The 25,087-nt window shown below is 53.7% G+C and carries 23 protein-coding genes; 15 read left to right on the top strand and 8 right to left on the bottom strand.

Going from position 1 to position 25,087, the window contains the following annotated elements:
- Position 1: 1 nt before the first annotated feature.
- The 4 genes from H4F65_RS15405 to H4F65_RS15390 all read right to left on the bottom strand — a co-directional run bounded on the left by H4F65_RS15405 (position 2) and on the right by H4F65_RS15390 (position 4,504).
- A complete protein-coding gene (locus tag H4F65_RS15405; RefSeq protein WP_010285120.1) occupies positions 2 to 2,368 on the bottom strand; it encodes a fimbria/pilus outer membrane usher protein in 2,367 nt (788 codons plus the stop codon).
- Positions 2,369 to 2,426: 58 nt separating this feature from the next.
- Entirely contained in the window at positions 2,427 to 3,212 is a 786-nt protein-coding gene (locus H4F65_RS15400; protein WP_010285118.1) for a fimbrial biogenesis chaperone, read from the bottom strand.
- Between the two features lie 23 nt (positions 3,213 to 3,235).
- Entirely contained in the window at positions 3,236 to 3,772 is a 537-nt protein-coding gene (locus H4F65_RS15395) for a Csu type fimbrial protein (RefSeq protein WP_010285113.1), read from the bottom strand.
- Positions 3,773 to 3,955: 183 nt separating this feature from the next.
- Complete coding sequence (locus H4F65_RS15390; protein WP_010285104.1) at positions 3,956 to 4,504, bottom strand: Csu type fimbrial protein; 549 nt, start codon at positions 4,502 to 4,504, stop codon at positions 3,956 to 3,958.
- Between the two features lie 1,153 nt (positions 4,505 to 5,657).
- Between H4F65_RS15390 and sixA the strand changes: the two genes are divergently transcribed.
- On the top strand, positions 5,658 to 6,140 hold the full coding sequence (sixA, locus tag H4F65_RS15385) for a phosphohistidine phosphatase SixA (protein WP_010285098.1): 483 nt from the start codon (positions 5,658 to 5,660) through the stop codon (positions 6,138 to 6,140).
- An 87-nt stretch (positions 6,141 to 6,227) separates the two neighbouring features.
- Here sixA and smrB read toward each other — a convergent pair whose 3' ends face one another.
- The gene (gene smrB, locus H4F65_RS15380) at positions 6,228 to 6,770 is read right to left on the bottom strand and encodes an endonuclease SmrB (RefSeq protein WP_010285095.1); all 543 of its coding nucleotides are present in this window, start codon (positions 6,768 to 6,770) and stop codon (positions 6,228 to 6,230) included.
- Between the two features lie 171 nt (positions 6,771 to 6,941).
- Here smrB and prmB point away from each other — a divergent pair, with 171 nt between their 5' ends.
- The 6 genes from prmB (at position 6,942) to H4F65_RS15350 (ending at position 11,575) form a co-directional block, all read left to right on the top strand.
- Positions 6,942 to 7,874, top strand: a complete 933-nt coding sequence (prmB, locus tag H4F65_RS15375) for a 50S ribosomal protein L3 N(5)-glutamine methyltransferase (protein WP_010285093.1) — start codon at positions 6,942 to 6,944, stop codon at positions 7,872 to 7,874.
- 75 nt (positions 7,875 to 7,949) lie between these two features.
- Positions 7,950 to 9,035: a chorismate synthase gene (gene aroC / locus H4F65_RS15370; RefSeq protein WP_010285090.1), complete on the top strand. Its 1,086-nt coding sequence runs from the start codon at positions 7,950 to 7,952 to the stop codon at positions 9,033 to 9,035.
- 6 nt (positions 9,036 to 9,041) lie between these two features.
- Positions 9,042 to 9,887, top strand: coding sequence for a penicillin-insensitive murein endopeptidase (gene mepA / locus H4F65_RS15365; RefSeq protein WP_010285087.1), 846 nt, complete (start codon positions 9,042 to 9,044; stop codon positions 9,885 to 9,887).
- 9 nt (positions 9,888 to 9,896) lie between these two features.
- Positions 9,897 to 10,697, top strand: a complete 801-nt coding sequence (locus H4F65_RS15360; protein ID WP_010285083.1) for a sulfite exporter TauE/SafE family protein — start codon at positions 9,897 to 9,899, stop codon at positions 10,695 to 10,697.
- A 14-nt stretch (positions 10,698 to 10,711) separates the two neighbouring features.
- A complete protein-coding gene (locus H4F65_RS15355; RefSeq protein WP_010285076.1) occupies positions 10,712 to 11,257 on the top strand; it encodes an elongation factor P hydroxylase in 546 nt (181 codons plus the stop codon).
- 33 nt (positions 11,258 to 11,290) lie between these two features.
- Positions 11,291 to 11,575: a YfcL family protein gene (locus H4F65_RS15350; RefSeq protein ID WP_010285074.1), complete on the top strand. Its 285-nt coding sequence runs from the start codon at positions 11,291 to 11,293 to the stop codon at positions 11,573 to 11,575.
- Positions 11,576 to 11,641: 66 nt separating this feature from the next.
- Here the strand turns inward: H4F65_RS15350 and mnmC are convergent, their stop codons facing one another.
- Positions 11,642 to 13,669: a bifunctional tRNA (5-methylaminomethyl-2-thiouridine)(34)-methyltransferase MnmC2/FAD-dependent 5-carboxymethylaminomethyl-2-thiouridine(34) oxidoreductase MnmC1 gene (mnmC, locus tag H4F65_RS15345; protein WP_010285071.1), complete on the bottom strand. Its 2,028-nt coding sequence runs from the start codon at positions 13,667 to 13,669 to the stop codon at positions 11,642 to 11,644.
- Positions 13,670 to 13,842: 173 nt separating this feature from the next.
- Between mnmC and fabB the strand changes: the two genes are divergently transcribed.
- On the top strand, positions 13,843 to 15,060 hold the full coding sequence (gene fabB / locus H4F65_RS15340; protein WP_010285069.1) for a beta-ketoacyl-ACP synthase I: 1,218 nt from the start codon (positions 13,843 to 13,845) through the stop codon (positions 15,058 to 15,060).
- 114 nt (positions 15,061 to 15,174) lie between these two features.
- Here the strand turns inward: fabB and flk are convergent, their stop codons facing one another.
- Together flk and H4F65_RS15330 are read right to left on the bottom strand one after the other, a co-directional pair.
- Positions 15,175 to 16,422: a flagella biosynthesis regulator Flk gene (gene flk / locus H4F65_RS15335; protein WP_010285068.1), complete on the bottom strand. Its 1,248-nt coding sequence runs from the start codon at positions 16,420 to 16,422 to the stop codon at positions 15,175 to 15,177.
- A gap of 104 nt (positions 16,423 to 16,526) precedes the next feature.
- Complete coding sequence (locus tag H4F65_RS15330; RefSeq protein ID WP_010285066.1) at positions 16,527 to 17,498, bottom strand: DMT family transporter; 972 nt, start codon at positions 17,496 to 17,498, stop codon at positions 16,527 to 16,529.
- Between the two features lie 190 nt (positions 17,499 to 17,688).
- On the opposite strand from H4F65_RS15330, the gene pdxB reads away from it, so the two are divergent.
- The 7 genes from pdxB to dedD all read left to right on the top strand — a co-directional run bounded on the left by pdxB (position 17,689) and on the right by dedD (position 24,919).
- On the top strand, positions 17,689 to 18,825 hold the full coding sequence (pdxB, locus tag H4F65_RS15325; protein ID WP_010285064.1) for a 4-phosphoerythronate dehydrogenase PdxB: 1,137 nt from the start codon (positions 17,689 to 17,691) through the stop codon (positions 18,823 to 18,825).
- Between the two features lie 113 nt (positions 18,826 to 18,938).
- Positions 18,939 to 19,949 carry an aspartate-semialdehyde dehydrogenase gene (locus H4F65_RS15320; RefSeq protein ID WP_010285063.1) on the top strand — a complete coding sequence of 337 codons (1,011 nt, stop codon included), beginning with the start codon at positions 18,939 to 18,941 and terminating at the stop codon, positions 19,947 to 19,949.
- Positions 19,949 to 20,800, top strand: coding sequence for a tRNA pseudouridine(38-40) synthase TruA (gene truA, locus H4F65_RS15315; protein ID WP_010285061.1), 852 nt, complete (start codon positions 19,949 to 19,951; stop codon positions 20,798 to 20,800). Before H4F65_RS15320 ends, truA begins: the two co-directional genes overlap by 1 nt.
- A 194-nt stretch (positions 20,801 to 20,994) precedes the next feature.
- Positions 20,995 to 21,657, top strand: coding sequence for a DedA family protein (locus tag H4F65_RS15310; RefSeq protein WP_010285058.1), 663 nt, complete (start codon positions 20,995 to 20,997; stop codon positions 21,655 to 21,657).
- 224 nt (positions 21,658 to 21,881) lie between these two features.
- The gene (gene accD, locus H4F65_RS15305) at positions 21,882 to 22,799 is read left to right on the top strand and encodes an acetyl-CoA carboxylase, carboxyltransferase subunit beta (protein ID WP_010285052.1); all 918 of its coding nucleotides are present in this window, start codon (positions 21,882 to 21,884) and stop codon (positions 22,797 to 22,799) included.
- 103 nt (positions 22,800 to 22,902) lie between these two features.
- Positions 22,903 to 24,171, top strand: coding sequence for a bifunctional tetrahydrofolate synthase/dihydrofolate synthase (folC, locus tag H4F65_RS15300; RefSeq protein WP_010285049.1), 1,269 nt, complete (start codon positions 22,903 to 22,905; stop codon positions 24,169 to 24,171).
- A complete protein-coding gene (gene dedD / locus H4F65_RS15295; RefSeq protein WP_010285047.1) occupies positions 24,161 to 24,919 on the top strand; it encodes a cell division protein DedD in 759 nt (252 codons plus the stop codon). The genes folC and dedD overlap by 11 nt, the downstream gene beginning before the upstream one ends.
- Positions 24,920 to 25,087 lie beyond the last annotated feature (168 nt).

The following is a 25,087-nucleotide window of genomic DNA, read 5'->3' as shown; positions in this document are numbered from 1 at the left end:
TTTATCCTTTTGAGTCAGTCTGGCAGGTAAGCGGGCCGATGGTCTCCATCATGGTCTGCGATTCCGGCAGTGAAAATTCCACCCGGCAAAGCTGTCCGTCTTCTTGTTTAAAGCGTAAGCGGTTCGATGTTCCCAGGTTGGTAAAGTAGACCAGGCCATCGTAGCCGCTAATGGTGGTGTCCCCGCTGACCTCGTTTGTTATCCAGGTGCCGATGGTGAGTGGGTTGCCATCCGTATTGCGCAACTTAATGTTGGCGGATCGCACGGCATGAACGGGGAACGTCACGATGGTGCCGCTGCCCTCTTTGACCGACACGCGCGATTCCACCTGTGGCGTGGTGACGTTGGCTGGCAGTTGTAGTGTGTCGATTTCCACTTTCGCGGGGTAATTGGACACGACCCACGGCACGAGCAAGTGACCGCGTTTGTTGGTTTTCCCTACTATCTGGTTTTCATATTTTACCGGGACGTCGGGGTATCCTTCGGTATCGACCACAATAAAGGCGTCGTTGATGCGGTTACTGGCGAAAAGCCCCCCGTTCATGTAGATCAGCGAGCCGCTCAGTTCCCCCCATTGCGTGGTGTTTCCTTCATTGCCATAGGTTCCGCCAGCAAGCGTGGCATAAGGGCCGCGCCAGTTCAGCGAGCCCTGGTGATAAGGATTTTTTCCTGCGCCATACGCGGCGTCCCAGCCTAATCCGCCGTCTGTCGGCGCGGTACGGTTCACCCCAACACGCGGTGAATAATCGCCATTGCTGTCGCGCTGAACGCCGGCATTAATGCTGCTGTTGGTACCAAAAGGCATCACGAACTGGATCTGGGCGCTGTAGCCGTTTTCTCCCAGCGCTTTGTTAAAGGCGAGATAAATAGAACTGTTTTGCCAGACCTGACGGCTGAAAGAAAAATTCAGCAGGCGAGTACGGGCTGAATCGTACGCGCGGATATCGAAATAGCCTACGCCGAATGAACCATTGCCTTCACCGAACAGTTGGCTGCTGAGCGTTGCCTGATAGCTTTCCTGACTGAGGCGGCCTTCTGTGAGTACGGCGGTTAAATCGCGGTATTCCTTACTGCGTTTGGCATGTTGAACATTCAGGCCAAACGCGGAAGTGTAATAAGAATAGCCCGTGGTGTGCTGGTGTCCGGTGGCTTCTTTTTCACTCTGACTGTAGGACGAACTCAGCGTACCCCAGCGGCCAAGGGTAAAATCGGCTCCCGCACCGAGCAGATAGAGATCCTGTACGGCTTCGCCATGCGCTGACACGGTCAGCTTATTGGTCAACCCATAGCGATAGATGCCGCTGACAGCGGGATCGTCAGTGTAGGCATTATTCTTTATGCCATAGTCCTGACGTAATACGCCAACGGACAGATCGAAATCGCTTAACCCCTCTCTTAACAATGTGTTGGAGACGTAAAACGGGATCGTGGTAGAAATCTGCCGTCCCTGAGCGTCTGTGGTAATGACGGTGGCTTCCCCTGCGCCGTTCAGGTAAGGCGTATTCGTGAGTGTGAAGGGGCCAGCATTCAGGCTGGTACTGTTCGCTTTATACCCGTTGATAAACAGGTCCAGCGTGCTGGGCACGGCGGCCGTACCGGTATATTGCAACATCGGGTAAGTGACGATATCTGGGCGAAGACCGAAATTGCGTGCGACACGCAGGCCGCCCATACGCACCGAGTTGCTCCACGTTAGAGAGTTGCTAATCAGGTCACCAACCTGATAGGTGATCATGCGGTCGTGATCGTTATAGCGCCAATAGGTATCGAAACGCTGATAGCCATCTTGCTGCGCGGAATTACTGCCCGAGGTGAAATAGTAGATCCCCGTATTGGATAAGGTTCCATAAGGGCTAAAAAAACGCTGTTCCATCCAACTGCTGAGCGAATCTGAATTGGCACGGGGCGAGGTGTAATAAAGGTTATAGTTGAACAATAAGCCGGGGCTGCTACGGGCGGGGACATGCGTCATGTCCTGCCCGCCGCCTTCAACAGATTGCTCGGGTAGCCAGAGTGTAGGCACGGTGATTTTTAGCTGCTGTATGGCCTGATCGTAATCGGTGGTGACCTCTGGTAGGGCATTGACATTGACCAGCCCCACGCTTTGGTCTGGCAGACGGACGTGATTCGAACGCAGTGTTGCTGCATCCACATAATAATTCCCCGCCCGATACGTTACAGGCACGACCAGATTATCGCTCAGCCCGTTGACGGAAATTGTTAAATAATAAACGGATTCGCTGGGTGAGGGCATGGCGCTGGGTGGCGCGGGCAGATCGGTATAGTCTTCTGCGAAAATCGTCACAGAATAAAACAGCGTAAACGGGGCATAGATGAGCAGAGGAAACACACCTGTTTTGCTCTTCATGCCTGACCTCACCATGACCGCGCGGTCAATAAACACGCTTCTGCGGCTAACCGAGCTATCATTCGCGTTTAATCAAGATAGGATCGTGGATATCGATCAGGTGAGTGAAGAGCTGCATGCCTGCACCCGGTGTGGATATACCCGCGGGCAGCGGCCAGCGCATCTCTTGTCCCGGTAGTACATAGCCTAAAAAGCCGTCGGTTATCTTTATCCGGCTTCCTTTCCCGCTCTGGTCGGCTGACCAGTAGACGTTGCTCAGGCGGGCATGCACCACGCCACGATTGCGGACATAAAGATAGTTTTTCCCCCCAACTGCGCTGACTCGCCAACTGAGCACGGGCAGCGTAGGCTCAGCGCTGGCGCGTCGTTTTCCCGGGCGCATATGCGTCCAGATGCCTGCACCATCAAGGAATAGCGGTAGCAGATAGCGCATCTGGAATTGCAGCCCCATCTGCGGGGCATCCTGTTGGTAGGGCGCGGCAATTTCATCAACGATGATGCGGTAAGCCATCTCAGTATTGGCGGGTGTTGGGTTGACGCGAATTAGACGCACCATATTGCGCTTACCCGGCTCCAGCGTCATGAACGGTGGTGTCGCAATCACATTGCTTTGTTCGGCATAACGATCCTGAAAATCGATTTGCTTCCAGGACATGATACGGATTTGCAAGCCGACGGGCGCCGTGCCTTTGTTTTCCAGCCATAGCGCAGAACTGTTCTCATCGGACTCAATAACCTGATAAATCGGCCAAACGAGGATAGAGCTGGCAGCAAAGCAAGATGAGCCAAAACCACTTAATAAAAAGACCATTGCCCGAATAAAAAACGTTATTTTCCTTTTCATTCTGTATTCACCCTGTTTTGTTTTTAATAAGTCAGGCTGACGGTTACGTTATCGGTATAAACCCCTGCGGGGGGCAGCGGTGTGCCACCAAAATAGCGGGCGTAAACGATGTAGGTCTGGGATGTGGCGGGAAAGGAGGCGATGTTGAGTGCCAGACCTCCCGTTCCCCAGACCTGTGTGCGTGCCGCATCGCGGTAAAGTTGGTAAGCCAACAGGCGCGTTCCTGCTGCATTTTTCAGATAACGCTGTGTGCTGTTACCGCCATTAGCGCCATAGCTCAGTTCAATAACGGCGCTAATGCCTGGCGTACAGGTCGCGATAATCGACCCTCCACCGCTGGTACTGGCGATATCCACATTGGTTGCCGCGGCGCTGCGCGTCCCAAAATTCAGCGTGCCCATGTTGGGCTGGCTGCTTGCCGTGCTGGTGCCAAAAACACAGCCTTTTTGTATCGTCGCCGTGACATCGAATGTGCTACTTACGGTGAGCGCCATCGCCACCGTGGAGACGATGGAGCCAGACAGCAGAAGTGACAAAATCAATGCCGATGAAAAACGCATCGCAATACCCGCGGCTATCGAGCCTGAATGGCGATGTGAAAAACGCCCAAAGCCAGAGGGAACGGCAGGGCGTAGGTAATCAATGCGGAATCGCGTATGAGATGTGGTGACATAACGGCTCCTTTTCTTGTGGATCAATGACCCTAAAAAGGCCGGCATGCGAATATGCCAGCCTGTAAAAAATTACCATTCGATCGTAGCTGTGACGGTGTCGGTATAAGCCCCAGCGGTGGGCGATAGCACGGTCTGATCTGACGGCAGGATACGGGCATACACTGGAACCATCTGTGGGTTACCCGTTGCAACAATGGCAATGCCAGTTGCACTACTCAGTGGGATTTCGGTCGTGCGGGTTGAATCGCTGTATAAACGGTAAGGAACGTTGTAGGTTCCCGTGCCTGGCGCTAACTGGCGTAGCGAGGCGGTGGCATTTGCACCCGCATCGAGATACAACGCCGCCGGTGTGCCAACAGAACAACTGACGGTAATCCCGTTGCCCCCGATGCTGGAAACCTGAGCGTCAATATTCTGCGTTAGGTCATTATGAGAGCCAAAGTTGATTGTTCCCCATGTAGTGCCTGCGCCTCCTCCGTTGTTGACCGTGCAGGCAGAGGTAATCGTCAGTGATACAGGGATCTGACCATTAATCGTCACGCTGCTGGCAGTGGGGGAGAGGCCGAATGTGGTGAATAGTGTGGCCAGAATAGGTAATGCTATACGTTTAGAATTCATAACGATTCCTTTATATGCCTCTTACTTATTTTCATCGAAAATGTCTTCACGAAAGTACATGGATTTTCGTGAAAACTGCTCGTCACGAATGACTCTTACAAAAGTAACCATAACGAGTCGTTTTAATCAGCACGGATATTGATATGCATGGTTTAACCGATTGAGAAAATGCAGAGCATGTATTCTTTTTCCTAATCGTCTAAATCACTGACACAAAAATGTCTCATTACTGAAATAGATATCGCTATTACTTTCAGTGCGTTCCGCATGGTGAAGATAACGCTATAAAGAAAACGGATGACTAATTTTATCTTCCGTGGTGTGAATAATGGCGGGCACATAAATAGCAGAGACGTTCTTCGAGCTTTATCCTGAATTGCATATTCGTCCATAAATAGAAGAGCAATCTATTTTTATTATATGACGTTATATTCTGTGTAATTACCTTTTTTATAAAACATGAATAGTGAAGAAAAGTGCTATTTAATATAAAGATAGAACCAGAGTGGTTGTTTAACAATGTCGCAAAAATTGATATGCGTTAAAAAAGTGCAAGAAATCGACATTTTTGATTTTATCAGTGTTTTGTGCTGATTTTTTGTTCATTATTGAATTCTGTCTCTTATTTTTTGATTTTACTGTAAGCGTTCACAATGACCACTGTAAAGATATGGTTATGTGTTTCGAGCGGGTAGATCCTGTCGCGTGCCTATAAAATTTTTATTTATCATGTGATTAACAATGGGAAATAAGAGCGGCGAGTCTGGTGACGTTGCTGATACATTACAATTATTGACCCGTTGGTGACGGAACGCTAAAAACGTGTTTTGAGAATGGTTAATGTTATAACAGTATTGGGTCGCCTTCACGGCCGATCTCAGTGGGTAACCTGTGGTTGGGAAGCAGGTATGATGACATTTTCTACTTAAACCTGACCTCAGGTGAGTTTACATAGCGAGAAACTCAGGTAACCTACAACAATTCAGGTAACCTACAATAACAAAGCGGTTATACCCGTCATACTTGAATGATTTAGGGTATCTACCTTATATATGGCTACATTGCAGGTATGCCAAAGCGGCAGCAAAGCCAATGCTCATACAGCATTAAGTATGAGGATATATCATATATTTCATTAACATAGCGGTGTAATATGCAAGTGTTGATAATGCGTCATGGTGATGCGGTACTTGATGCAGCGAGTGATGCTGTTCGGCCATTGAGCGACGCTGGTCGTGATGAATCCCGCCAGATGGCGTGTTGGTTGAATGAGCAAAATATCGATATTGAGCGCGTTCTGGTGAGCCCTTATTTGCGCGCTCAGCAAACGCTCGAGGTGGTGAAAAAAGCGCTGACGTTGCCGGAAGAGGCGGATTGCCTGAATGAGCTGACGCCCGGTGGTGATGCCCAGCTTGTTAGCTATTATCTGCAAACGCTGGCGAGAGAAGGCGTGGGGGCGGTTCTGGTTGTGTCGCATCTGCCGCTGGTGGGCTATCTGGTTGCCGAATTATGCCAGAATGAAACCGCACCGATGTTCGCTACATCCGCTATTGCCTGCGTTAAGGTGGAGGCGGAATCCGGTCATGGCGTTCTGCACTGGCAAGTCAGCCCGGCTCAGTTGAACGCGAAATCCTGATACCACTAACCTCAAACTCCTGAATTCATACGGTATGAGACGTGTAATGAACTTACACGTCTCATCGTTTTTTGAAGAAGAGTGAGCTTATTCAAGCGAAGGCGTCTCTAGCGCCACCAACACCAGCAGCGCGGCATTCCCACCAAATTCTTTCGGAGCCTGATGAAAAGCCAGCACGTCAGGGTGCTGTGCCAGCCAGAGCGGCGTTTGTTGCTTAAGGATATGTTTGCCGTGCCCGTGCATTACGCAGGCGCAGTAAACGTGCTCCCGCCGACAGGCCGCTAGCAGCGCGCCCAGTTCCTGCTTTGCCTGAAGCTGCGTCAGGCCATGCAAATCCAGAAACAGCTCCGGTGAATAATCTCCCCGCCGAAGCTTCTTCAATTCATAGTGGCTGGCACCCGGGCGGACATAGCGCGTCGGGCCTTCTGCATCCAGCTGTGGCTGAAACTCATCCGAAAAATAGAAACTGGCATCAACCTGCTCCTGCAATGCCCGTTTGGCGGGTAATTCACCCGGTTTTTTGCGCAGCGGTTTGTGGGTATAGGTATCCTGACGCAACTTTTTTGTGCCAGTGATTGACGTGCGAAAAAGCTGTAATTCGTCGTCATTCAGCGAATATTTATTACTCATGTTTCATTCATCTTGCGTCAACATTCGATCAGTTTACCTTGTCTCCCCGCTGTCGCTAAATAAAAGTCTGTATCGGGACGCGTTCAGTCAGTTATATCTGCTGATTTGTCGCGGGCTTCATGGCAAACTAAGCGCCAATTTCCCATTCAGAACAGTCTGCGGAGGACACCCTTGGACAAAATTTTCGTCGATGAGGCCGTCAGTGAACTTCATACCATTCAGGATATGTTGCGCTGGGCTGTCAGCCGGTTTAACGCAGCTAACGTCTATTACGGCCACGGGACGGATAATCCCTGGGATGAAGCCATACAGCTGGTATTGCCTAGCCTGTATCTGCCGCTTGATATTCCTGAAGATATGTACACGTCGCGCCTGATCACCAGCGAACGGCAGCGCATTGTTGAACGCGTGATCCGCCGCGTCAATGAGCGTATCCCGGTCGCCTATCTGACCAACAAGGCCTGGTTCTGCGGCCTGGAATTCTACGTGGACGAACGCGTGCTGGTGCCGCGCTCTCCCATCGGTGAGCTGATCAATAACTACTTTGATGAGCAATTGCCAAAAACGCCAAACCATATTCTGGATCTGTGTACGGGCAGCGGCTGTATTGCTATTGCCTGCGCTCAGGCGTTCCCGGAAGCGGAAGTCGATGCGGTCGATATCTCCAGCGAGGCGCTGGCGGTAACCGAACAAAATATTCAGCAGCACGGTCTGGAATACCGCGTGACGCCGATTCGCTCTGATCTGTTCCGCGATTTACCGGCGATTCGCTATGATTTGATCGTGACTAATCCACCGTATGTGGATGAAGAAGATATGTCCGATCTGCCACAGGAATTCCGTTTTGAGCCTGAACTGGGGCTAGCGGCGGGTAACGACGGTCTGGATCTGGTGCGTCGTATTCTGGCCTGTGCGCCAGACTATCTGAGCGATGACGGCGTGCTGATTTGCGAAGTGGGTAACAGCATGGTGCACCTGATCGATCAATACCCAGACATCCCGTTCACCTGGCTTGAGTTTGATAACGGCGGTGACGGTGTGTTTATGCTAACGCAATCACAGCTGGTTGATTGCAAAGCGCATTTCAGCGCTTACCGTGATTAAACGGTCATAACGATATTTATTCGCCTTACCGTGTAGACGGTAAGGCAGAAACAGAACACATGCGAAGGAGTTGTGATGGCAGGCAACAGTATTGGGCAATTTTTCCGCGTCACTACATTTGGTGAATCCCACGGTATTGCCCTGGGATGTATTGTTGACGGCGTACCGCCGGGGATCCCGCTGACGGAAGCGGATCTGCAACACGATTTGGATCGCCGCCGTCCGGGAACCTCCCGCTATACGACGCAGCGCCGTGAACCCGATCAAGTCAAGATCCTGTCCGGCGTTTTTGAAGGTGTGACAACAGGGACCAGCATTGGTCTGTTGATTGAAAATACCGATCAGCGTTCTCAGGATTACGGTGCGATTAAAGATGTCTTTCGCCCCGGTCATGCCGATTACACCTATGAGCAAAAATACGGCCTGCGTGATTACCGTGGCGGTGGCCGCTCTTCCGCGCGCGAAACAGCAATGCGCGTTGCCGCTGGCGCGATTGCGAAGAAATACCTGCAACAGCAACATGGTGTGAAGGTACGTGGCTATCTGTCGCAGATTGGCGATGTCACCTGCGAGCTGAAAGATTGGGAACAGGTTGAGCAAAACCCGTTCTTCTGCCCGGATATCGACAAGCTGGAAGCCCTGGATGAACTGATGCGGGCGCTGAAAAAAGAGGGCGACTCGATTGGCGCCAAGGTCAGCGTCGTGGCGGAGTCGGTGCCTGTTGGATTAGGCGAGCCGGTCTTTGATCGTCTGGATGCCGATTTGGCTCACGCACTGATGAGCATCAATGCCGTGAAAGGCGTCGAAATTGGCGATGGCTTTGCCGTTGTCACCAAACGTGGCAGTGAAAATCGAGACGAAATCACGCCGGATGGTTTCCAAAGCAATCATGCTGGTGGCATTTTGGGCGGGATCAGCAGCGGCCAGAACATCGTTGCACATCTGGCGTTGAAGCCGACCTCCAGCATTATGGTGCCGGGGAAAACGATCAACCGTCAGGGTGAAGCGTCTGAAATGGTGACGCGCGGGCGTCACGACCCGTGTGTCGGTATTCGTGCGGTGCCGATTGCCGAAGCCATGATGGCGATTGTGTTAATGGATCACCTGCTGCGCCAACGCGCACAGTGTGGGGATGTGAACAGTCAGGTTCCTCGCTGGTAAAAAATAATGAAACAAGGGTTAATCGGGGTTCTCGCGCTGGTACTGAGCGCGCCGCTGTTATCGAACGCCGCGTGGGCGAAAACGCCCTGGCAGGAGATTGCGCATCCGGTTGCGGGTACGCCGCAGTCAATTGGTAGTTTTTCCAATGGCTGTATCATCGGTGCCCTGCCGCTGCCATTGCAGTCGCTGGATTATCAGGTGATGCGCGTCGATCAGCGCCGCTATTTCGGTCACCCCGACCTGCTGGCGTTTATTCACCGCCTGAGCAACGAGGTTAAGCGCAAAACCTCCGGTAATGTGCTGGTGGGGGATATGGGTATGCCTGTAGGGGGACGTTTCAGCAGCGGCCACGCCAGTCACCAATCCGGGCTGGATGTCGACATCTGGCTGCAATTGCCCAGACAGCGTTGGAGCGAGCAGCAGTTGCTGAAACCGCAGCCTATCGATTTGGTTAACGCCAGCGGACTGAACGTTAACCCACGCGTTTGGCGACCAGAAGTCACCACCCTGATCAAAACCGCTGCGCTGGATAGCGACGTCACGCGTATTTTCGTCAATCCGGCGATTAAAAAACAGCTGTGTGCCGAAGCGGGCCACGATCGTGACTGGCTGCGTAAAGTCCGCCCCTGGTTTGCGCACCGTGCACATATGCATGTGCGCCTGCGCTGCCCGGCGGACAGCCTTGAGTGTCAGGATCAGGACGAACCCCCTGTCGGTGACGGGTGCGGTGCTGAATTAACCAGTTGGTTCCAACCGAAGCAGCCGAGTACCGAAGCCCCAGAAAAAACCACGCCGCCGCCGTTGCCTCCGTCTTGTCAGGCATTACTCGACAGACATTTTGCCGCGAGATAACGAATAACGATGGACTGGTTAGTTCTTGGGCCAGAAATGCTGGCCGTGCTGTTTTTTGTCGGGGCGTTGGCAGGGTTTATTGATTCGATTGCGGGCGGGGGCGGTTTATTGACGATCCCGGCCTTGCTGGCGGCGGGTTTATCTCCGGCGCAGGCGCTGGCAACGAATAAACTTCAGGCTGTTGGCGGATCTTTTTCCGCCAGCCTGTATTTCATCCGCCGTCGCGCGGTGAATTTGGGCGAGCAGAAGCTGGCGATTGCGCTGACCTTTGTCGGTTCGACCTTTGGTGCCTGGCTGATCCAGCAGATCAATGCTGATTTTCTGCGCCAGCTGTTGCCGGTGCTGATTATTGGCATCGGCCTCTACTTTTTACTCACGCCTAAAATCGGCGATGAAGATCGGCAGCGTCGTCTGTCGCCACTTCCGTTTGCGATTGTGGCAGGCTGTTGTGTCGGTTTTTATGACGGCTTCTTCGGCCCCGGCGCGGGATCGTTTTACGCGCTGGCCTTTGTCACTCTGTATGGCTTCAATCTGGCAAAAGCGACGGCGCATGCCAAAATCCTGAACTTTACCTCCAACTTCGGCGGGCTGCTGTTTTTTATACTCAGCGGAAAAGTGGTCTGGGTGGTCGGCGGCGTCATGCTGATCGGGCAGATCCTCGGTGCGCGACTGGGGGCCAACATGGTGATGACGAAAGGGCAAAAGCTGATTCGTCCTATGCTGGTGCTGGTTTCCGCTATTATGAGCGGCAAGCTGATTTATGACAGCCACGGGCATGAGATTGCCGTTTGGCTGGGACAGTTTTTATGATAACAACAGATAACATGACTACGACGCACCACTATCAACAGCTGATTGATATTTTTAATGATTGCTTTGGCGATGAATACAATACTCGTCTGGTAAAAGGCGATGATGAGCCGATTTATCTGCCAGCGGATGATGACATTCCGTATCACCGGATTGTGTTTGCCCACGGTTTTTATGCCAGCGCGCTACACGAGATTTCTCACTGGTGCATTGCTGGTGCCCAGCGGCGCTTGCAGGTCGATTTCGGCTACTGGTACTGCCCGGATGGCCGCGATGCCTCGACGCAAAGCCAGTTTGAGGTGGTGGAAATCAAACCGCAGGCCTTCGACTGGCTGTTCTGTGTCGCCGCGGGCTTTCCGTTTAACGTCAGCTGCGACAACCTGAACGGCGACTGCGAGCCGGACCGCATTGATTTCCAGCGACGCGTGCATGCGCAGGTGATGCAATATCTGGAAGAGGGGATTCCCGCACGTCCGGCGAGCTTTATTCGTGCATTACAATCGTTTTACAATACGCCACCGCTGACGGCGGCGAGCTTCCCGTATCCAGCCGATCTATGATGCGCGGGAACCGAAAAAATTTGAGGATAAGAAATGATCGCAGAATTTGAAACGCGCATTCTGGCGCTGATTGATGACATGGTAGAACATGCCAGCGACGACGAGCTTTTTGCTGGTGGCTACTTGCGCGGTCATCTGACGGTGTCGGTGGCAGAAGCGGAAGAAAACGGGGAACACACGCTTGAAGCCCTGCATGTGCGCGTTAGCGACAGTATTAATAATGCCATCAAAAACGGTGAACTGTCACCGCCGGATCAGGTACTGGTTAACGGGATGTGGGAACGTTTGTTCCAACAGGCGCAGAACAGTACCCACTGATTTCATCAGTGCTCATCGTTAAGCAATCAGTGCTGGCTTAGTCAAGCCAGCACATCTTCTTCCTCATTAATCCTTTATTACAGGTTTGCCTTTCAGCAGTTTTCTTATCCAGAAACGATTCGGATTGAGTGCGGCGAGCGTATCGCGGTCCAGCGGTAGCGGTTCTCCATACATTTGTGAAGCCAAAATTTCTGCCGCGAGTGGGGCGGAGCAGAGCCCGCGTGAGCCCAACGCACCGATAATAAACAGATCCTGCCAATAGGGTGCGTTTGGCACCGTGTCGGCACGGTGTTGAGGATGCAGTCGATCTTCGTACTCGGCCAGCGTTTGTTCATAGTCCGGTACCGCGCCTAATAGCGGCAGATGATCGCGTAGCGCACAGCGGACGCCCTGGCGTGCCTGTGCATCGCTGACATCGATCGTTTTCGCCCAGTCTGCGTCAGGTAAACAATTCAGCAACCGTTGGCGGTTGTCTTGCTGCTCATCTTCCCGATAATCACAGTGTGTTTCTCCCCGTAAATAGCTCGCCCCGATGCAGTGCGTCTGATGCTGCGGACTCACCGGCGTCAGATAGCCGTCGTAGCATAAAACCTGTTTGAGCTGACCTAGCATCGGGTTGGTCGGAATATGGCTGACCTGCCCGCGCACGGCGTAAGCGGGTAAATGGGATGTCTGTGGCCAGTCGGTAATGTGATGACCATTTGCCAGCACCACAACGGCATGATTTACCTGCTGGCCGGTGCTCAGGGTGAGCGCCCAGCCGCCGTCCGTTTTCTCCAGTGCGGAAACGGCGGTACTCATCTGTACCGACAGACCGTTTTGCTGTGCCAGTTTCAGTGCAGAAGCCGTCAGTTCTGCCGGGCACAGCCAGCCGCCGTCAGGATAAGTGATGCCATTTACGCCGATATTCAGGCCGCTTTGCGTTTCCAGTTGCTGCACATCCACGCTAACGACCAGCTCTTCCGGCCATTCGCCTTGCAGAATCTGTTCGATTTTACGCGCACTTTTTTCATCCCAGGCAAGCTGGCTGACGCCGCACCATTGGTGCTCAAACTCCAGACCCTGCAGCGCCAGCGCGGTATAGCTGCGGTGGGCAAAATCAAAGGCGAGCGAGAAAAAGCGGGACACGGCATCGTGCCGGTTATTCAACAGAGGATACAGCGCCCCCTGACGATTGCCGGATGCGCCCGTGGCAGGCTGTGCCTCTGCGCAGTAGAGCGTGACGTTTGCACCGCGCCGTTGCAGCGCAAGGGCAGTAAGCACGCTGGCGATGCCGCCGCCGATAATCGCAATATCGTCAGTCGTGCTGGCAGCAGGGCGTGCATACCACGGTGTTGGCGAGGTGACGGGAAGCGCGTCGGGAAGCATGCCGCTCAACATTTCCCGTTTCTGCCCAAATCCTTTAATCTTACTGACCTTAAACCCCGCCTGTTGCAAACCGCGACGCACAAAACCTGCGGCGGTAAAGGTGGCGAACGTGCCTTCTTTACGGCACAGACGAGCCATTGCCTGAAACAGATTATCCGTCCACATATCTGGGTTTTTGGCTGGCGCAAAGCCGTCCAGAAACCAGGCGTCGACCTGATGGTTCTGAGTATCATCCAGCTCAGGCAGTAAGACGTTAACGTCACCAAACCATAGATCGAGCGTAATAGTGCCTTGCGCCAGAATCAGACGGTGGCAGCCCGGCAGCGGTAGCGGCCATTGCTCTCGCAGTTCATCCGCAAAGGCGGCCAGTTCCGGCCACTGGGCGTGTGCGGCAGCCAAATCATGCCGACGCAGGGGGAATTTTTCGAAGCTAATGAAATGCAGGTGTCGCAATGTCGCCTGTGGCTGCTGTTGACGAAAGTCGGCAAACGCCTGCCACAGCGTCAGAAAATTCAGGCCCGTACCAAAGCCGGTTTCTGCTATCACGCAGGCTGCGCGCGTGTGCGTGGTGAAACGCTCGGGAAACTGATTGCCCTTTAAAAACACATAACGGGTTTCTGCCAACCCATCCTGATTCGAAAAATAGACGTCATCAAACTGTTGCGATACAGGTGTACCCTGAGCGTTCCAACTTAACGACGCGTGTTGGATGGGGAGGTTGGTCACGACAAAAAGCTCATTATTCAAGTGATGATGAGATTCTATCGGGCTGAATATTGTGGCGCAAATTTAGCAATGATTTCGCGATAGTTTGGCTGATCGGACTTGTTCAGCTTACAACTGTACGCTAAAGTGCGAAGCGAAATCCCAAACTCTATAAGTGGAAGAAGAGGTATTAAATGAAACGTGCAGTGATTACTGGCCTGGGGATCGTATCAAGCATCGGTAATAACCAGCAGGAAGTTCTGGCATCATTGCGGGAAGGCCGCTCGGGTATTACTTTCTCTCAAGAGCTGAAAGATTCCGGCATGCGTAGTCACGTCTGGGGGAATGTCAAACTGGACACCACTGGCCTCATCGATCGCAAAGTTGTGCGTTTTATGAGTGATGCATCGATTTATGCCTACTTATCCATGGAGCAGGCGATTCAAGATTCCGGGCTGTCTGATGAGGTTTATCAGAATAACCCACGCGTTGGCCTGATCGCCGGTTCCGGCGGTTCTGCGCGCTATCAGGTGTTCGGTGCTGATGCGATGCGTAGCCCGCGTGGCCTGAAAGCCGTTGGCCCTTATGTGGTAACCAAATCCATGGGTTCTGCGGTATCCGCGTGTCTGGCAACGCCATTCAAAATTCACGGCGTGAACTACTCTATCAGCTCTGCCTGTGCGACCTCTGCACACTGTATCGGTAACGCGGTTGAGCAAATCCAGATGGGCAAACAGGACATTGTTTTTGCCGGTGGCGGCGAAGAGCTGTGCTGGGAACTGGCCTGTGAGTTTGATGCGATGGGCGCGCTGTCGACCAAATACAATGAGACACCGGAAAAAGCGTCCCGTACCTATGATGCCGATCGCGATGGTTTCGTGATCGCCGGCGGTGGCGGTATGGTCGTTGTCGAAGAGTTGGAACACGCGCTGGCGCGTGGCGCACATATTTATGCGGAAGTCGTCGGCTACGGCGCGACGTCTGACGGTGCGGATATGGTTGCCCCATCAGGCGAAGGTGCGGTACGTTGTATGAAAATGGCGATGCAGGATATTGACACGCCGATCGATTACATCAACACGCACGGTACTTCAACGCCAGTAGGTGATGTGAAAGAACTGTGGGCGATCCGTGAAGTCTTCGGTGACAAGGTTCCGCCGATTTCTGCCACCAAAGCGATGACTGGTCACTCTCTGGGGGCCGCTGGTGTTCAGGAAGCGATTTATACGCTGTTAATGTTGGAGCACGGCTTTATTGCACCGAGCATCAACGTGGATACGCTGGATGAACGTGCGGAAGGCATGAACATCATTACCGAAACCACTGAGCGTGAACTGAAAACTGTTATGTCTAACGGCTTCGGGTTCGGTGGAACCAACGCTGCGCTGGTAATGAGAAAACTCGATAAATAATCGGTTTCTTACACAGACATTATCATTCAAAGAAATAAAAACCCCGCAGGCGCAAGCCGCGGGGTTTTTTGTTTGTGCGGGTTTGGTTGATGATGGTCATGAGCGGTATTGACGCTAGATTAATACCCACAGCAGAAATGCAGCCACGCAGGTGCTGACAATCACCAGAAACATTGGCTTATGGAACAGGGATTGCCAACTGAGCGGTAGCGAAGCAATCAGCGGGTTAAACAGCGGATGCAGCAACTGTGACGTGGTTGTCCAGTCCGTTTCCTGTGAACGCTGAATGCGTTGTGTAAACAGGAACGTCAGCAGATCGCTAACCTGCATCGGCGTCAGCGGCGTTTGTAACCCGATATTGAAGCGATTCTGCGTGTAATCCATCAATAAGTGCTGTTCCTGCGCGGTCATGGGCTGTTGTAGCAATGCCTGTAATGGTGCGAGATTCGGGGAGAGCAGCGCGTTCTGTGTCGCTAGTGGCTGTGATGATAGATTCGCAGCGGATGACGAATTCGCGTTAGCCGTATTGGTGGTGTTGGCTGTCAGCGGTTCTGACGCTGCGCCTGCATTTGTTGGTGTTCCCTGCTGCGCTGGCGAGGTGCCACGCAGCAGCGTCTGTGTTTGTTGCAGCTCAACCTGTGCTTGCAAGAACTGCGTGATCAGCGGCAGATGTTTTAACGGGATAGCGTCGCCCGGGCTAAGATTCTGCATCATCATCAGATTGTTCAGCACTCTTGCAGGCTGTTCCCCGGTCATGGTCGCTAATCGGGTGACTAACTGATTCAAGCCACGCTGTTCAGCAGGAGAGAGCGGACGATCGGGCGAGTTGGCGGCCTGAGCGGTTTGCGATGCTGTGGCTGATGCCGTTGACTGCGGGATTTGCCCGTTTTGCAGCAGCGTAACCACCTGCTGTAGCTGTGTTTTAGTCAGCGCGCTTAGCGTGGTGCTACCGAACTGTTGCTGGATGAAATTGCTAACCGCCTGACGGTTATTTCCCTGAGAGAGCATATCTGTCAGGCGCTGAAGCAGCTGCTGACGTCCACCGCTATCTTGCGCCTGCGTTAAACGCGTCTGGAGTATCTGCTCGGCAGGCTGGTAATGGCGGGACAGCAGTTCATTATTTTCTGCCAGCCCTAATCCCTGTTTTACCGTTGTCCAGACTTCCGCTGCCTTTGACGTTGTCAGTGCGGCAACTCTCAGCACCAGATTTTCCAACGTCGTACGCTGCGCCAGCGTCAGCGGTCGATCGCCGTTGGCGGAACCCGCGGCGTTAGCAGATGATGTAGAGGTTGACGATGTGGTGGTCGGCGTCACCGAACGTTCGCCGGGCAGCGGGGCACCTGGGCCGCTTACAGGTTGCATATCGGTTATCCTCACTGCCGTCATGATTGAGATGAATCATAGCAATCTCCCGTGACGGCCGATAGTCAGACGTCGCTTAAAACGGCACGAATCTTATGGGGGGCTTATGAGCTACGCCCTAGTGGGATGCGTAAGCGCTGCGCGAGGATCACGCCGAGTAACGTGATGCCACCGCCAACCAGATGATAGTGATGTAACGGCTCGTGCAAAAAGCCAATCGCGATCATCGCCGTAAAGATCGGTGTCAGGTTCATAAAGATGGAGGCTTTGCTGGCTCCGAGACGCATAACCCCCTGAATCCACAGAAAAGGTGCAAGGATTGAGGCCATGATGCCAGCGAAAATCACCAGCGGCAGATTTTCGGCGTTGAGTTGCACATTCTCCGTCAGCAGGAAATTTGGAATCAGTACGACTACGCCAAAGGCAATTTGCACATAGAGCGACACCCAGTTGGGCAACGGGATGCTCCAGCGTTTGGTCAGCACGCCATAGAGTGCATAGGACAACGACGCACAAAACATCATGAGTTCACCGGGGCCGATGCCCTGCGCCAGAATCTGTTCGGGATGTCCTTCACCGATCAGCCAGACAATCCCGACCAGCGACAGCAGGCTACCGAGCATGACGCCCAGCGTGGGAGCCAGGCGCAGCAGCGGAATGCTGAGCAGGACGGTGAGTAGCGGTACAAGTGACCCCATGATCCCCATCATCACGGCGCTGATCGAGTGCGCCGCGTAATAGGCCAGACTTTGATACAGCACCATGCCAAGCAGACCCAGCACGAGCAGTTTCCAGGCGTGTTGACGGATGGTCGCTGTGTGCTGACGAAGCGTTGGCAGCATGAACGGTGTCATGACGAGGAACGCCAGCAGCCAGCGATAAAACGAGATAGCAGCTGGGTCAATAACGTTTGCAGAGAGCTTGTTGACGATGACGTTAATTGACCAAATCAGGACGGCAATGGTGGGAAAGAGGGCGTTCAACGTTGGGTTTCTCATAACAGACCAGACGAAAAACGCACCAATTACCAGTCTGGTCGATAAAAATGGGGCAAGTGCGGCAATGGCAAACAACATAACAGAGCCATGTGACGACGATCAACCTTGTATGGCGTCGGCTTTCTATGACGACCATCTTGTATGATCCTCATCGGTGAGAACCGATAACGGAAAGATATCGCGTCGTAATTGCCTTGGGTTTCTGCACCATTCGGTGGCAAAATATCTCCCCGCTTTTTTTGGCTGGCTACCGATGTCGGAGAAGACAATGAAGATTCTGGTTGATGAGAATATGCCGTATGCCCGCGAGCTATTTAGCCGTCTGGGTGAGGTTCAGGCCGTGCCGGGACGTCCTTTGCCGCGCGAGCTGCTGGCCGACGCGGATGCGCTGATGGTGCGCTCGGTCACGAAGGTGAACGCGGATCTGCTGTCTGGTTCGGCGGTAAAATTTGTCGGCAGCGCGACAGCAGGCACCGACCATGTCGATGACACCTGGCTTAACGCCAACGGGATCGCGTTTTCTGCTGCCCCCGGCTGCAATGCCATTGCGGTAGTGGAGTACGTCTTTTCTTCTTTGCTGATGCTGGCCGAGCGTGATGGCTTCCAACTGCGTGATAAAACCGTCGGGATTGTCGGCGTGGGCAATGTTGGCAGACGCCTGGATGCACGTCTGAAAGCCTGGGGCGTTAACACGCTGCTGTGCGATCCGCCGCGTGCCGATCGCGGTGAGGCGGGCGATTTCCTGCCGCTAGAAACGCTGGTGCGTGATGCCGACATTCTGACGCTGCATACGCCGCTGTATCTCGACGGCCCGTACCGTACTCATCATTTAGTTGATGCCGCCGTACTGAACGCGTTTGCGGACGGACGTATTCTGATTAACGCCTGCCGTGGCCCGGTGGTGGACAATGCTGCACTGCTTGAGGCGCTGCAACAGGGTAAAAAGCTCAGCGTCATTCTTGACGTCTGGGAGCCAGAACCTGCCTTATCGACCGATCTGCTGGCGCGAGTAGACATTGGCACGGCGCATATCGCTGGTTATACGCTGGAAGGGAAAGCGCGCGGCACCACGCAGGTGTTTGAGGCGTGGAGCGAGTTTATCGGAACCCCGCAGCAGGTGGCGCTTTCGTCGCTTTTGCCTGCACCAGAGTATGCCGAAGTCACATTGACCGCGCCGCTGGATGAGGCGTTGCTAAAACGTCTGGTGCATCTGGTGTATGATGTGCGCCGGGACGATGCACTGTTGCGCCACGTTGCGCATCAGGAAGGCGAGTTCGATCGTCTGCGCAAACATTATCAGGAACGACGCGAATGGTCGTCACTCCATGTTATCTGCGCCGATGCTGACAGCGCAGATTGCCTGAACGCGCTGGGATTCACGGCGTCAGTGCGGGGCGCACGCTAACGGCGTTTCGCGCGAGCATCACTTTTTTATTCATGAACTGACAGACGGTGTCGCTATCGTCTGTCAGTTCCATTCATGATTTGTGTTTCATTCAAAATTTGGGAGAGAACCAAATGTCTGACGGCTGGAATATTGCTCTGCTGGGCGCAACGGGCGCAGTAGGCACGGCGTTACTGGAATTATTGCAGGAACGCGAATTCCCGGTGGGTGAATTCTATCCGCTGGCCAGTGAACGTAGCGCGGGTGAAACCATACGTTTTAACGGCAAATCTTGCCTGGTCACCGATGTGGCGGATTTTGACTGGTCACAGGCACAGCTGGCGTTTTTTGTCGCCGGTCAGGATGTCAGCGCCCGCTATGCGGAAGAAGCGGGGGACGCGGGCTGTCTGGTTATCGACAGCAGCGGTCTGTTTGCGTTGGAGCCCGATGTCCCGCTGGTGGTGCCCGGCGTGAATACGCATACGCTGGCAGATTACCGTAACCGTAATATTGTCGCGGTGGCAGACAGTCTGACCAGCCAACTGCTGACGGCGATTAAGCCGTTGACCGATGCGGCTGGGCTTTCGCGCCTGCATGTTGTCAATATGCTGTCCGTTTCCGCACTAGGTAAAGCGGCGGTAGACGATCTGGCGGGGCAAAGCGCTCGTCTGCTGAATGGTGTTCCGCCTGAGGCCGGGCTTTTCCCGAAACAGCTGGCATTCAATCTGTTGCCTTTACTGCCCGATGATGCGGGCAGCGTGCGCGAAGAGCGCGGTTTGGTCGATCAGGTACGTAAAGTCTTACAGGACGACGGATTGCCGATTTCAGTGACCTGCATTCAGTCCCCTGTGTTCTATGGTCATGCGCAGGTTGTTCATCTTGAATCGCTGCGTCCGTTGTCTGCGGAAGAAGCACGCGATGAACTGCTCAATGCGGGAAATATTGAGGTTAGTGACGAGCAGGATTACCCGACGCAGGTGGGTGATGCGTCCGGTAATGGGCAACTGAGCGTCGGTTGCCTGCGTAATGATTACGGTATTCCTGAGCTACTGCAATTCTGGTCGGTCGCCGATAACGCTCGCTTTGGCGGCGCGCTGATGGCGGTGGAAACGGCAGAGTGTCTGGTGCAGGAGTATCTCGGGTAATGTCGGAAACCACTCAGGCGGAGGCTACTCAGGCCGATGCCGCTGCGGAAAACGAACGCGCCCCGCTGAAAATCGCGCTAGGCATTGAGTACGACGGTAGCCTCTATTATGGCTGGCAGCGTCAGATTGATGTCGCTAGCGTGCAGGCCTGTCTTGAAAAGGCGCTGAGTAAAGTCGCGGATGAACCGATAGAAGTGTTTTGCGCCGGGCGAACCGATGCTGGCGTTCACGGCACCGGCCAGGTTGTGCATTTCACCACACACGCGATCCGAAAAGACGCCGCCTGGACGATGGGTGTGAATGCGAATTTACCGCCGGATATCGCGGTGCGCTGGGTGAAAACGGTGGATGAGGATTTCCATGCGCGCTTCAGCGCGACGGCACGCCGCTACCGTTATGTCATCTACAATCACCGCTATCGTCCTGCGGTGCTTTCGCGCGGTATGACGCACTTTTATCACCCGTTAGACGTGGAACGCATGGAGCGAGCCGGGCAATGCCTGTTGGGTGAGAATGATTTCACCTCTTTTCGTGCAGTGCAGTGCCAGTCGCGCACGCCGTGGCGCTATGTAAATCATTTAAAGGTTACACGTCACGGTGACTATATCGTGGTAGATATTAAGGCCAATGCGTTCGTGCATCATATGGTGCGTAATATCGTTGGCAGCCTGATGGACGTCGGCTGTGGCAATCGCCCTGAATCGTGGATTGCCGAGCTGCTGGCGGCCAAAGATCGTACGCTGGCTGGCGCAACGGCCAGAGCCGAAGGGCTGTATTTGGTAGCGGTAGATTATCCTGCGCGTTTTGCTTTGCCGCAGCCTACGATGGGGCCGCTCTTTTTAGCAGATTGACGTTTTTGATTGTAGCGAGTGCGCTTTTTACCTGTTGCACGCTGCCAGATGGCCGTAGGCCAAAAGGCAGCGTGCGATGCGTATTAAGGACGAGGCTATTCAGCGTGCTATACGCAAGGCAACACGGGTAGCGCGGCTGCCTTGCGTATATCGACCGCGTGCGTTCGATAGACACTTTGGGAGAAGAAGTTGTGATGGAATTTATACAGTTTATTATTGATTTTATTCTGCACATTGACGTTCACCTGGCGGAACTGGTGGCGCAATATGGTGTCTGGGTTTATGCCATTTTGTTCCTGATTCTGTTCTGTGAGACCGGGCTGGTGGTGACGCCGTTTCTGCCGGGGGATTCGCTGCTGTTTGTCGCAGGGGCGCTGGCGGCGTTGCCGTCGAACGATTTGAATGTGCACACAATGGTGTTTCTGATGATCGTGGCCGCGATTACGGGCGATGCAGTGAACTACACGATTGGACGACTGTTCGGTGAGAAGCTGTTTAGCAACCCGAACTCAAAGATTTTCCGCCGCAGCTATCTGGATAAAACGCATGCATTTTACGCGCGTCACGGTGGCAAGACGATAATTCTGGCGCGCTTTGTCCCGATTGTGAGAACATTTGCGCCGTTTGTCGCAGGCATGGGGCACATGAGCTATCGGCATTTTGCAGCCTATAATGTGATTGGTGCGCTGCTGTGGGTGTTGTCATTCACCTATGCGGGCTACCTGTTTGGCGATTTGCCGGTGGTGCAGGAAAATCTGAAATTACTGATTGTTGCGATTATTTTCCTCTCTATCCTGCCGGGCATTATTGAGATTGCCCGTCATCGTAGAGCGGCCTCGCGCGGCAATGTGAAATAAGTGAAGTATTTTAACATCCGGTTTGACCAGTTTTTTATCCACAGTACCGGAACGTTATGGTTTAATGGGCAGCATTTATGGTCTGTTCTTGGGAACATCCTTGGTGCCGATGCCTTTGTACCGCGATTGCCGTGCGTCTCAGGCATTTTTTCATTGGCAATGTTGTCAGGGAATAACATGAACAGCGGACTGGCATTTGCCAGGTTCAAGCAGAAAGGTTATCAATGAGCTGGATTGAACGAATTCTTAACAAAAGCAATATTACACCGACCCGCAAAGCGAACATCCCTGAAGGGGTCTGGACAAAATGTGATAGCTGCGGTCAGGTTCTTTATCGTGCTGAGTTGGAGCGCAATCTGGGTGTCTGCCCGAAGTGCGATCACCATATGCGCCTTTCCGCGCGCGCCCGTCTACAGGCTTTTCTGGATAAAGAAAACACTGTCGAGTTGGGAAGCGAGCTGGAACCGAAGGATGTCCTGAAATTCCGGGATTCCAAAAAATATAAAGATCGTCTGGTTTCTGCACAGAAACAGTCCGATGAGAAAGATGCGCTGGTCGTGATGAAAGGCACGCTGTACGGCATGCCGATTGTCGCCGCGTCATTTGAATTCTCTTTCATGGGCGGTTCAATGGCGTCTGTTGTGGGCGCGCGCTTTGTGCGTGCCGTTGAGCAGTCATTGGAAGACGGTTGTCCGCTGGTGTGCTTCTCCGCCAGTGGTGGTGCGCGTATGCAGGAAGCGCTGATGTCGCTGATGCAAATGGCGAAAACCAGTGCGGCATTGGCAAAAATGCGCGATCGCGGCTTGCCTTACATTTCTGTGCTGACCGACCCAACCATGGGTGGTGTTTCCGCGAGTCTGGCGATGCTGGGCGACCTGAACATTGCTGAGCCGAAAGCGCTGATCGGTTTTGCCGGCCCACGCGTTATCGAACAAACCGTGCGTGAAAAGCTGCCGCCAGGCTTCCAGCGCAGTGAATTCCTGATTGAGAAAGGGGCGATCGATATGATCGTTCGTCGTCCGGAAATGCGCTACAAGCTGGCCACTATTCTTGCCAAACTGACGAACCATCCAGAACCGGGCAACGATGACGTGGAAATCCGCAGCGATGCGCCGTCTGAATCATCACAGGATGACGCATAATTGACATGATGGGCAGGGCGTGTGGTGCTCGACCACGTCGTTCTCGACCGAGTAGCAATGCATGCTCTGCCCGCAATGAACCGTAAGCTAGTGAACGGGACTCATGGATACTCTTCAAATACCTCAAGCCACGTCACCTTTGGTCACGTGGCTTCATTATCTTGAGCACCTGCACGCTCAGGCCATTGATTTAGGTCTGGAGCGTGTTAAGCAGGTTGCCGAACATCTCCAACTGCTCCAGCCTGCCGCCACGATCTTCACCGTCGCGGGGACGAACGGCAAAGGAACGACCTGCTGTACGCTGGAATCCATTCTGTTAGCCGCCGGGCTACGGGTAGGCGTGTACAGTTCTCCCCACCTTGTCCGCTATACCGAGCGAGTGCGTATTCAGGGCAAAGAATTGCCTGAAGCGCTGCACACGCAGGCATTTGCGGATATCGAAGCAGGGAGAGGGGCGGTATCGCTCACCTATTTTGAATTCGGTACGCTGTCGGCGCTGCAACTCTTTAAGCAGGCGAATCTGGATGTCGTCATTCTGGAAGTAGGGCTAGGCGGGCGTCTGGATGCCACCAATATTGTGGATGCGGATGTATCCGTGGTAACCAGCATTGCTATCGACCATACCGATTGGTTAGGTAACGATCGGGAAAGCATTGGCCGCGAGAAAGCCGGGATATTCCGACAGGGTAGACCTGCCGTTGTTGGTGAACCGGATATGCCGGGAACGATTGCCGACGTTGCCGCTGAGAAAGGCGCGCAGTTGCGCCGCCGTGGTCGCGACTGGGAGTATTCAATGCAGCGTGAGACGTGGAGCTGGCAGGATAAACAGCGCGAGCTGTCACGGCTGCCGTTACCCAACGTCCCCTTAGCCAATGCCGCTACGGCACTGGCTGCATTGCACTATTCTTCACTCAACGTGAGTGAAGAGGCAATTCGACACGGTTTGCAGCATGCCGCATTACCCGGCCGTTTTCAGACCGTGCAGGCGTCACCGCGTTTGATTCTTGATGTTGCACACAACCCTCATGCGGCGGCATATCTGGCAAAACGCTTGGCTGAGTTGCCGAAAACCGGAAAAGTGCGAGCCGTTGTTGGCATGCTGTCGGATAAAGACATTGCCGGTACGCTGGCTCACTTAACGCCGTTGGTGGATGCGTGGTATTGCGCTCCGCTGGAGGGGCCGCGTGGTGCCACCGCGCAGCAGATTGCTGAGCACCTGACGCGCAGCCAATCGTTCTCCGATGTCGTTGCCGCCTGGAAGCAAGCCATGTCCGAGGCGACGGAGCAGGATATCGTCATTGTGTGTGGATCTTTTCATACGGTAGCGCATGTGATGGAAGCGCTGGATGAGGAGAAGGCGAATGGCGAGTAAATTTCAGAATCGACTGGTCGGTACGGTTATTCTGGTCGCGCTGGGCGTGATCGTTTTACCTGGCCTGCTGGACGGCAAGAAAAAGCACTACGAAGACGAGTTTGCGTCGATTCCGCTGATCCCTAAGCCGGGTGACAGCAATGAGATGGAAGCGCTGCCTGCACTGAACCCGTCGCTGCCAAGTCAACCGCCGGAAGGGGCGGAGGCAGCGATGCAAAACAGCGCGGAAGCCGAAGCCGCTGAAGCGAGATCGTCTGCGTCATCTACAGCGCCTGAAACCACGACGCAGACGCCGCCATCGTCCCATTCTGGCACGAATACGCCAGCCATGACGGCACCGCCAGTGGTGGTTGAGCGTCCGCTGGTTCAGACGCCAGCACCTGTGACGCCGAAGCCTCAGCCAAAGCCTGAGGTGAAGCAAGAAGCGAAACCGAAGCCAGAGCCTAAACCGGAACCCAAACCGGAAGTGAAGCCTGAAACGCAGCCGACGCAGCAAGCGCCTGTCGGACAGGCCTATATTGTGCAGCTTGGCGCGCTGAAAAACGCGGATAAGGTGAACGAGATTGTCGCCAAGCTTCGTCTTTCTGGCTATCGCGCGTATACCGTGCCATCAACGCCGATTTCAGGCGAAATCACCCGCATTTACGTTGGGCCGGATGCGTCGAAGCAGAAGCTAGAGTCTTCACTGGGCGAGCTGAAACAGCTCAGCGGGCTAAGCGGGCAGGTGCGAGCACATTCCGTTCGTTAAGGTCGTCGAGCGTGGTGATGACGTGATGGCTGGTTTGCAGTCTGTCACGTAAAGCAGTCGATCACGTAAATAAGCAAAAGCAGGCAGTGGGGATGAGGTTCACATCAGTGATACTCCGCCCGCATCTGTTTTAAGATGCCTGCTGTGAGTTTTGACATGCCGAGAGTG

Origin of the sequence: Pectobacterium brasiliense (assembly GCF_016950255.1) — a bacterium.
GTDB classification, from domain to species: domain Bacteria; phylum Pseudomonadota; class Gammaproteobacteria; order Enterobacterales; family Enterobacteriaceae; genus Pectobacterium; species Pectobacterium brasiliense.
Note: the sequence above shows the minus strand (reverse complement) of the source record. Positions and strands in the feature narration are given on the sequence as shown.

Bases quoted from the DNA above. Each gene is read 5' to 3' on its own strand.
- H4F65_RS15405 (WP_010285120.1), bottom strand. From the start codon at position 2,368: ATGAAGAGCAAAACAGGTGTGTTTCCTCTGCTCATCTATGCCCCGTTT.
- H4F65_RS15400 (WP_010285118.1), bottom strand. From the start codon at position 3,212: ATGAAAAGGAAAATAACGTTTTTTATTCGGGCAATGGTCTTTTTATTA.
- H4F65_RS15395 (WP_010285113.1), bottom strand. From the start codon at position 3,772: ATGCGTTTTTCATCGGCATTGATTTTGTCACTTCTGCTGTCTGGCTCC.
- H4F65_RS15390 (WP_010285104.1), bottom strand. From the start codon at position 4,504: ATGAATTCTAAACGTATAGCATTACCTATTCTGGCCACACTATTCACC.
- sixA (WP_010285098.1), top strand. From the start codon at position 5,658: ATGCAAGTGTTGATAATGCGTCATGGTGATGCGGTACTTGATGCAGCG.
- smrB (WP_010285095.1), bottom strand. From the start codon at position 6,770: ATGAGTAATAAATATTCGCTGAATGACGACGAATTACAGCTTTTTCGC.
- aroC (WP_010285090.1), top strand. From the start codon at position 7,950: ATGGCAGGCAACAGTATTGGGCAATTTTTCCGCGTCACTACATTTGGT.
- mepA (WP_010285087.1), top strand. From the start codon at position 9,042: ATGAAACAAGGGTTAATCGGGGTTCTCGCGCTGGTACTGAGCGCGCCG.
- H4F65_RS15360 (WP_010285083.1), top strand. From the start codon at position 9,897: ATGGACTGGTTAGTTCTTGGGCCAGAAATGCTGGCCGTGCTGTTTTTT.
- H4F65_RS15355 (WP_010285076.1), top strand. From the start codon at position 10,712: ATGACTACGACGCACCACTATCAACAGCTGATTGATATTTTTAATGAT.
- H4F65_RS15350 (WP_010285074.1), top strand. From the start codon at position 11,291: ATGATCGCAGAATTTGAAACGCGCATTCTGGCGCTGATTGATGACATG.
- fabB (WP_010285069.1), top strand. From the start codon at position 13,843: ATGAAACGTGCAGTGATTACTGGCCTGGGGATCGTATCAAGCATCGGT.
- flk (WP_010285068.1), bottom strand. From the start codon at position 16,422: ATGCAACCTGTAAGCGGCCCAGGTGCCCCGCTGCCCGGCGAACGTTCG.
- H4F65_RS15330 (WP_010285066.1), bottom strand. From the start codon at position 17,498: ATGTTGTTTGCCATTGCCGCACTTGCCCCATTTTTATCGACCAGACTG.
- pdxB (WP_010285064.1), top strand. From the start codon at position 17,689: ATGAAGATTCTGGTTGATGAGAATATGCCGTATGCCCGCGAGCTATTT.
- H4F65_RS15320 (WP_010285063.1), top strand. From the start codon at position 18,939: ATGTCTGACGGCTGGAATATTGCTCTGCTGGGCGCAACGGGCGCAGTA.
- truA (WP_010285061.1), top strand. From the start codon at position 19,949: ATGTCGGAAACCACTCAGGCGGAGGCTACTCAGGCCGATGCCGCTGCG.
- H4F65_RS15310 (WP_010285058.1), top strand. From the start codon at position 20,995: ATGGAATTTATACAGTTTATTATTGATTTTATTCTGCACATTGACGTT.
- accD (WP_010285052.1), top strand. From the start codon at position 21,882: ATGAGCTGGATTGAACGAATTCTTAACAAAAGCAATATTACACCGACC.
- folC (WP_010285049.1), top strand. From the start codon at position 22,903: ATGGATACTCTTCAAATACCTCAAGCCACGTCACCTTTGGTCACGTGG.
- dedD (WP_010285047.1), top strand. From the start codon at position 24,161: ATGGCGAGTAAATTTCAGAATCGACTGGTCGGTACGGTTATTCTGGTC.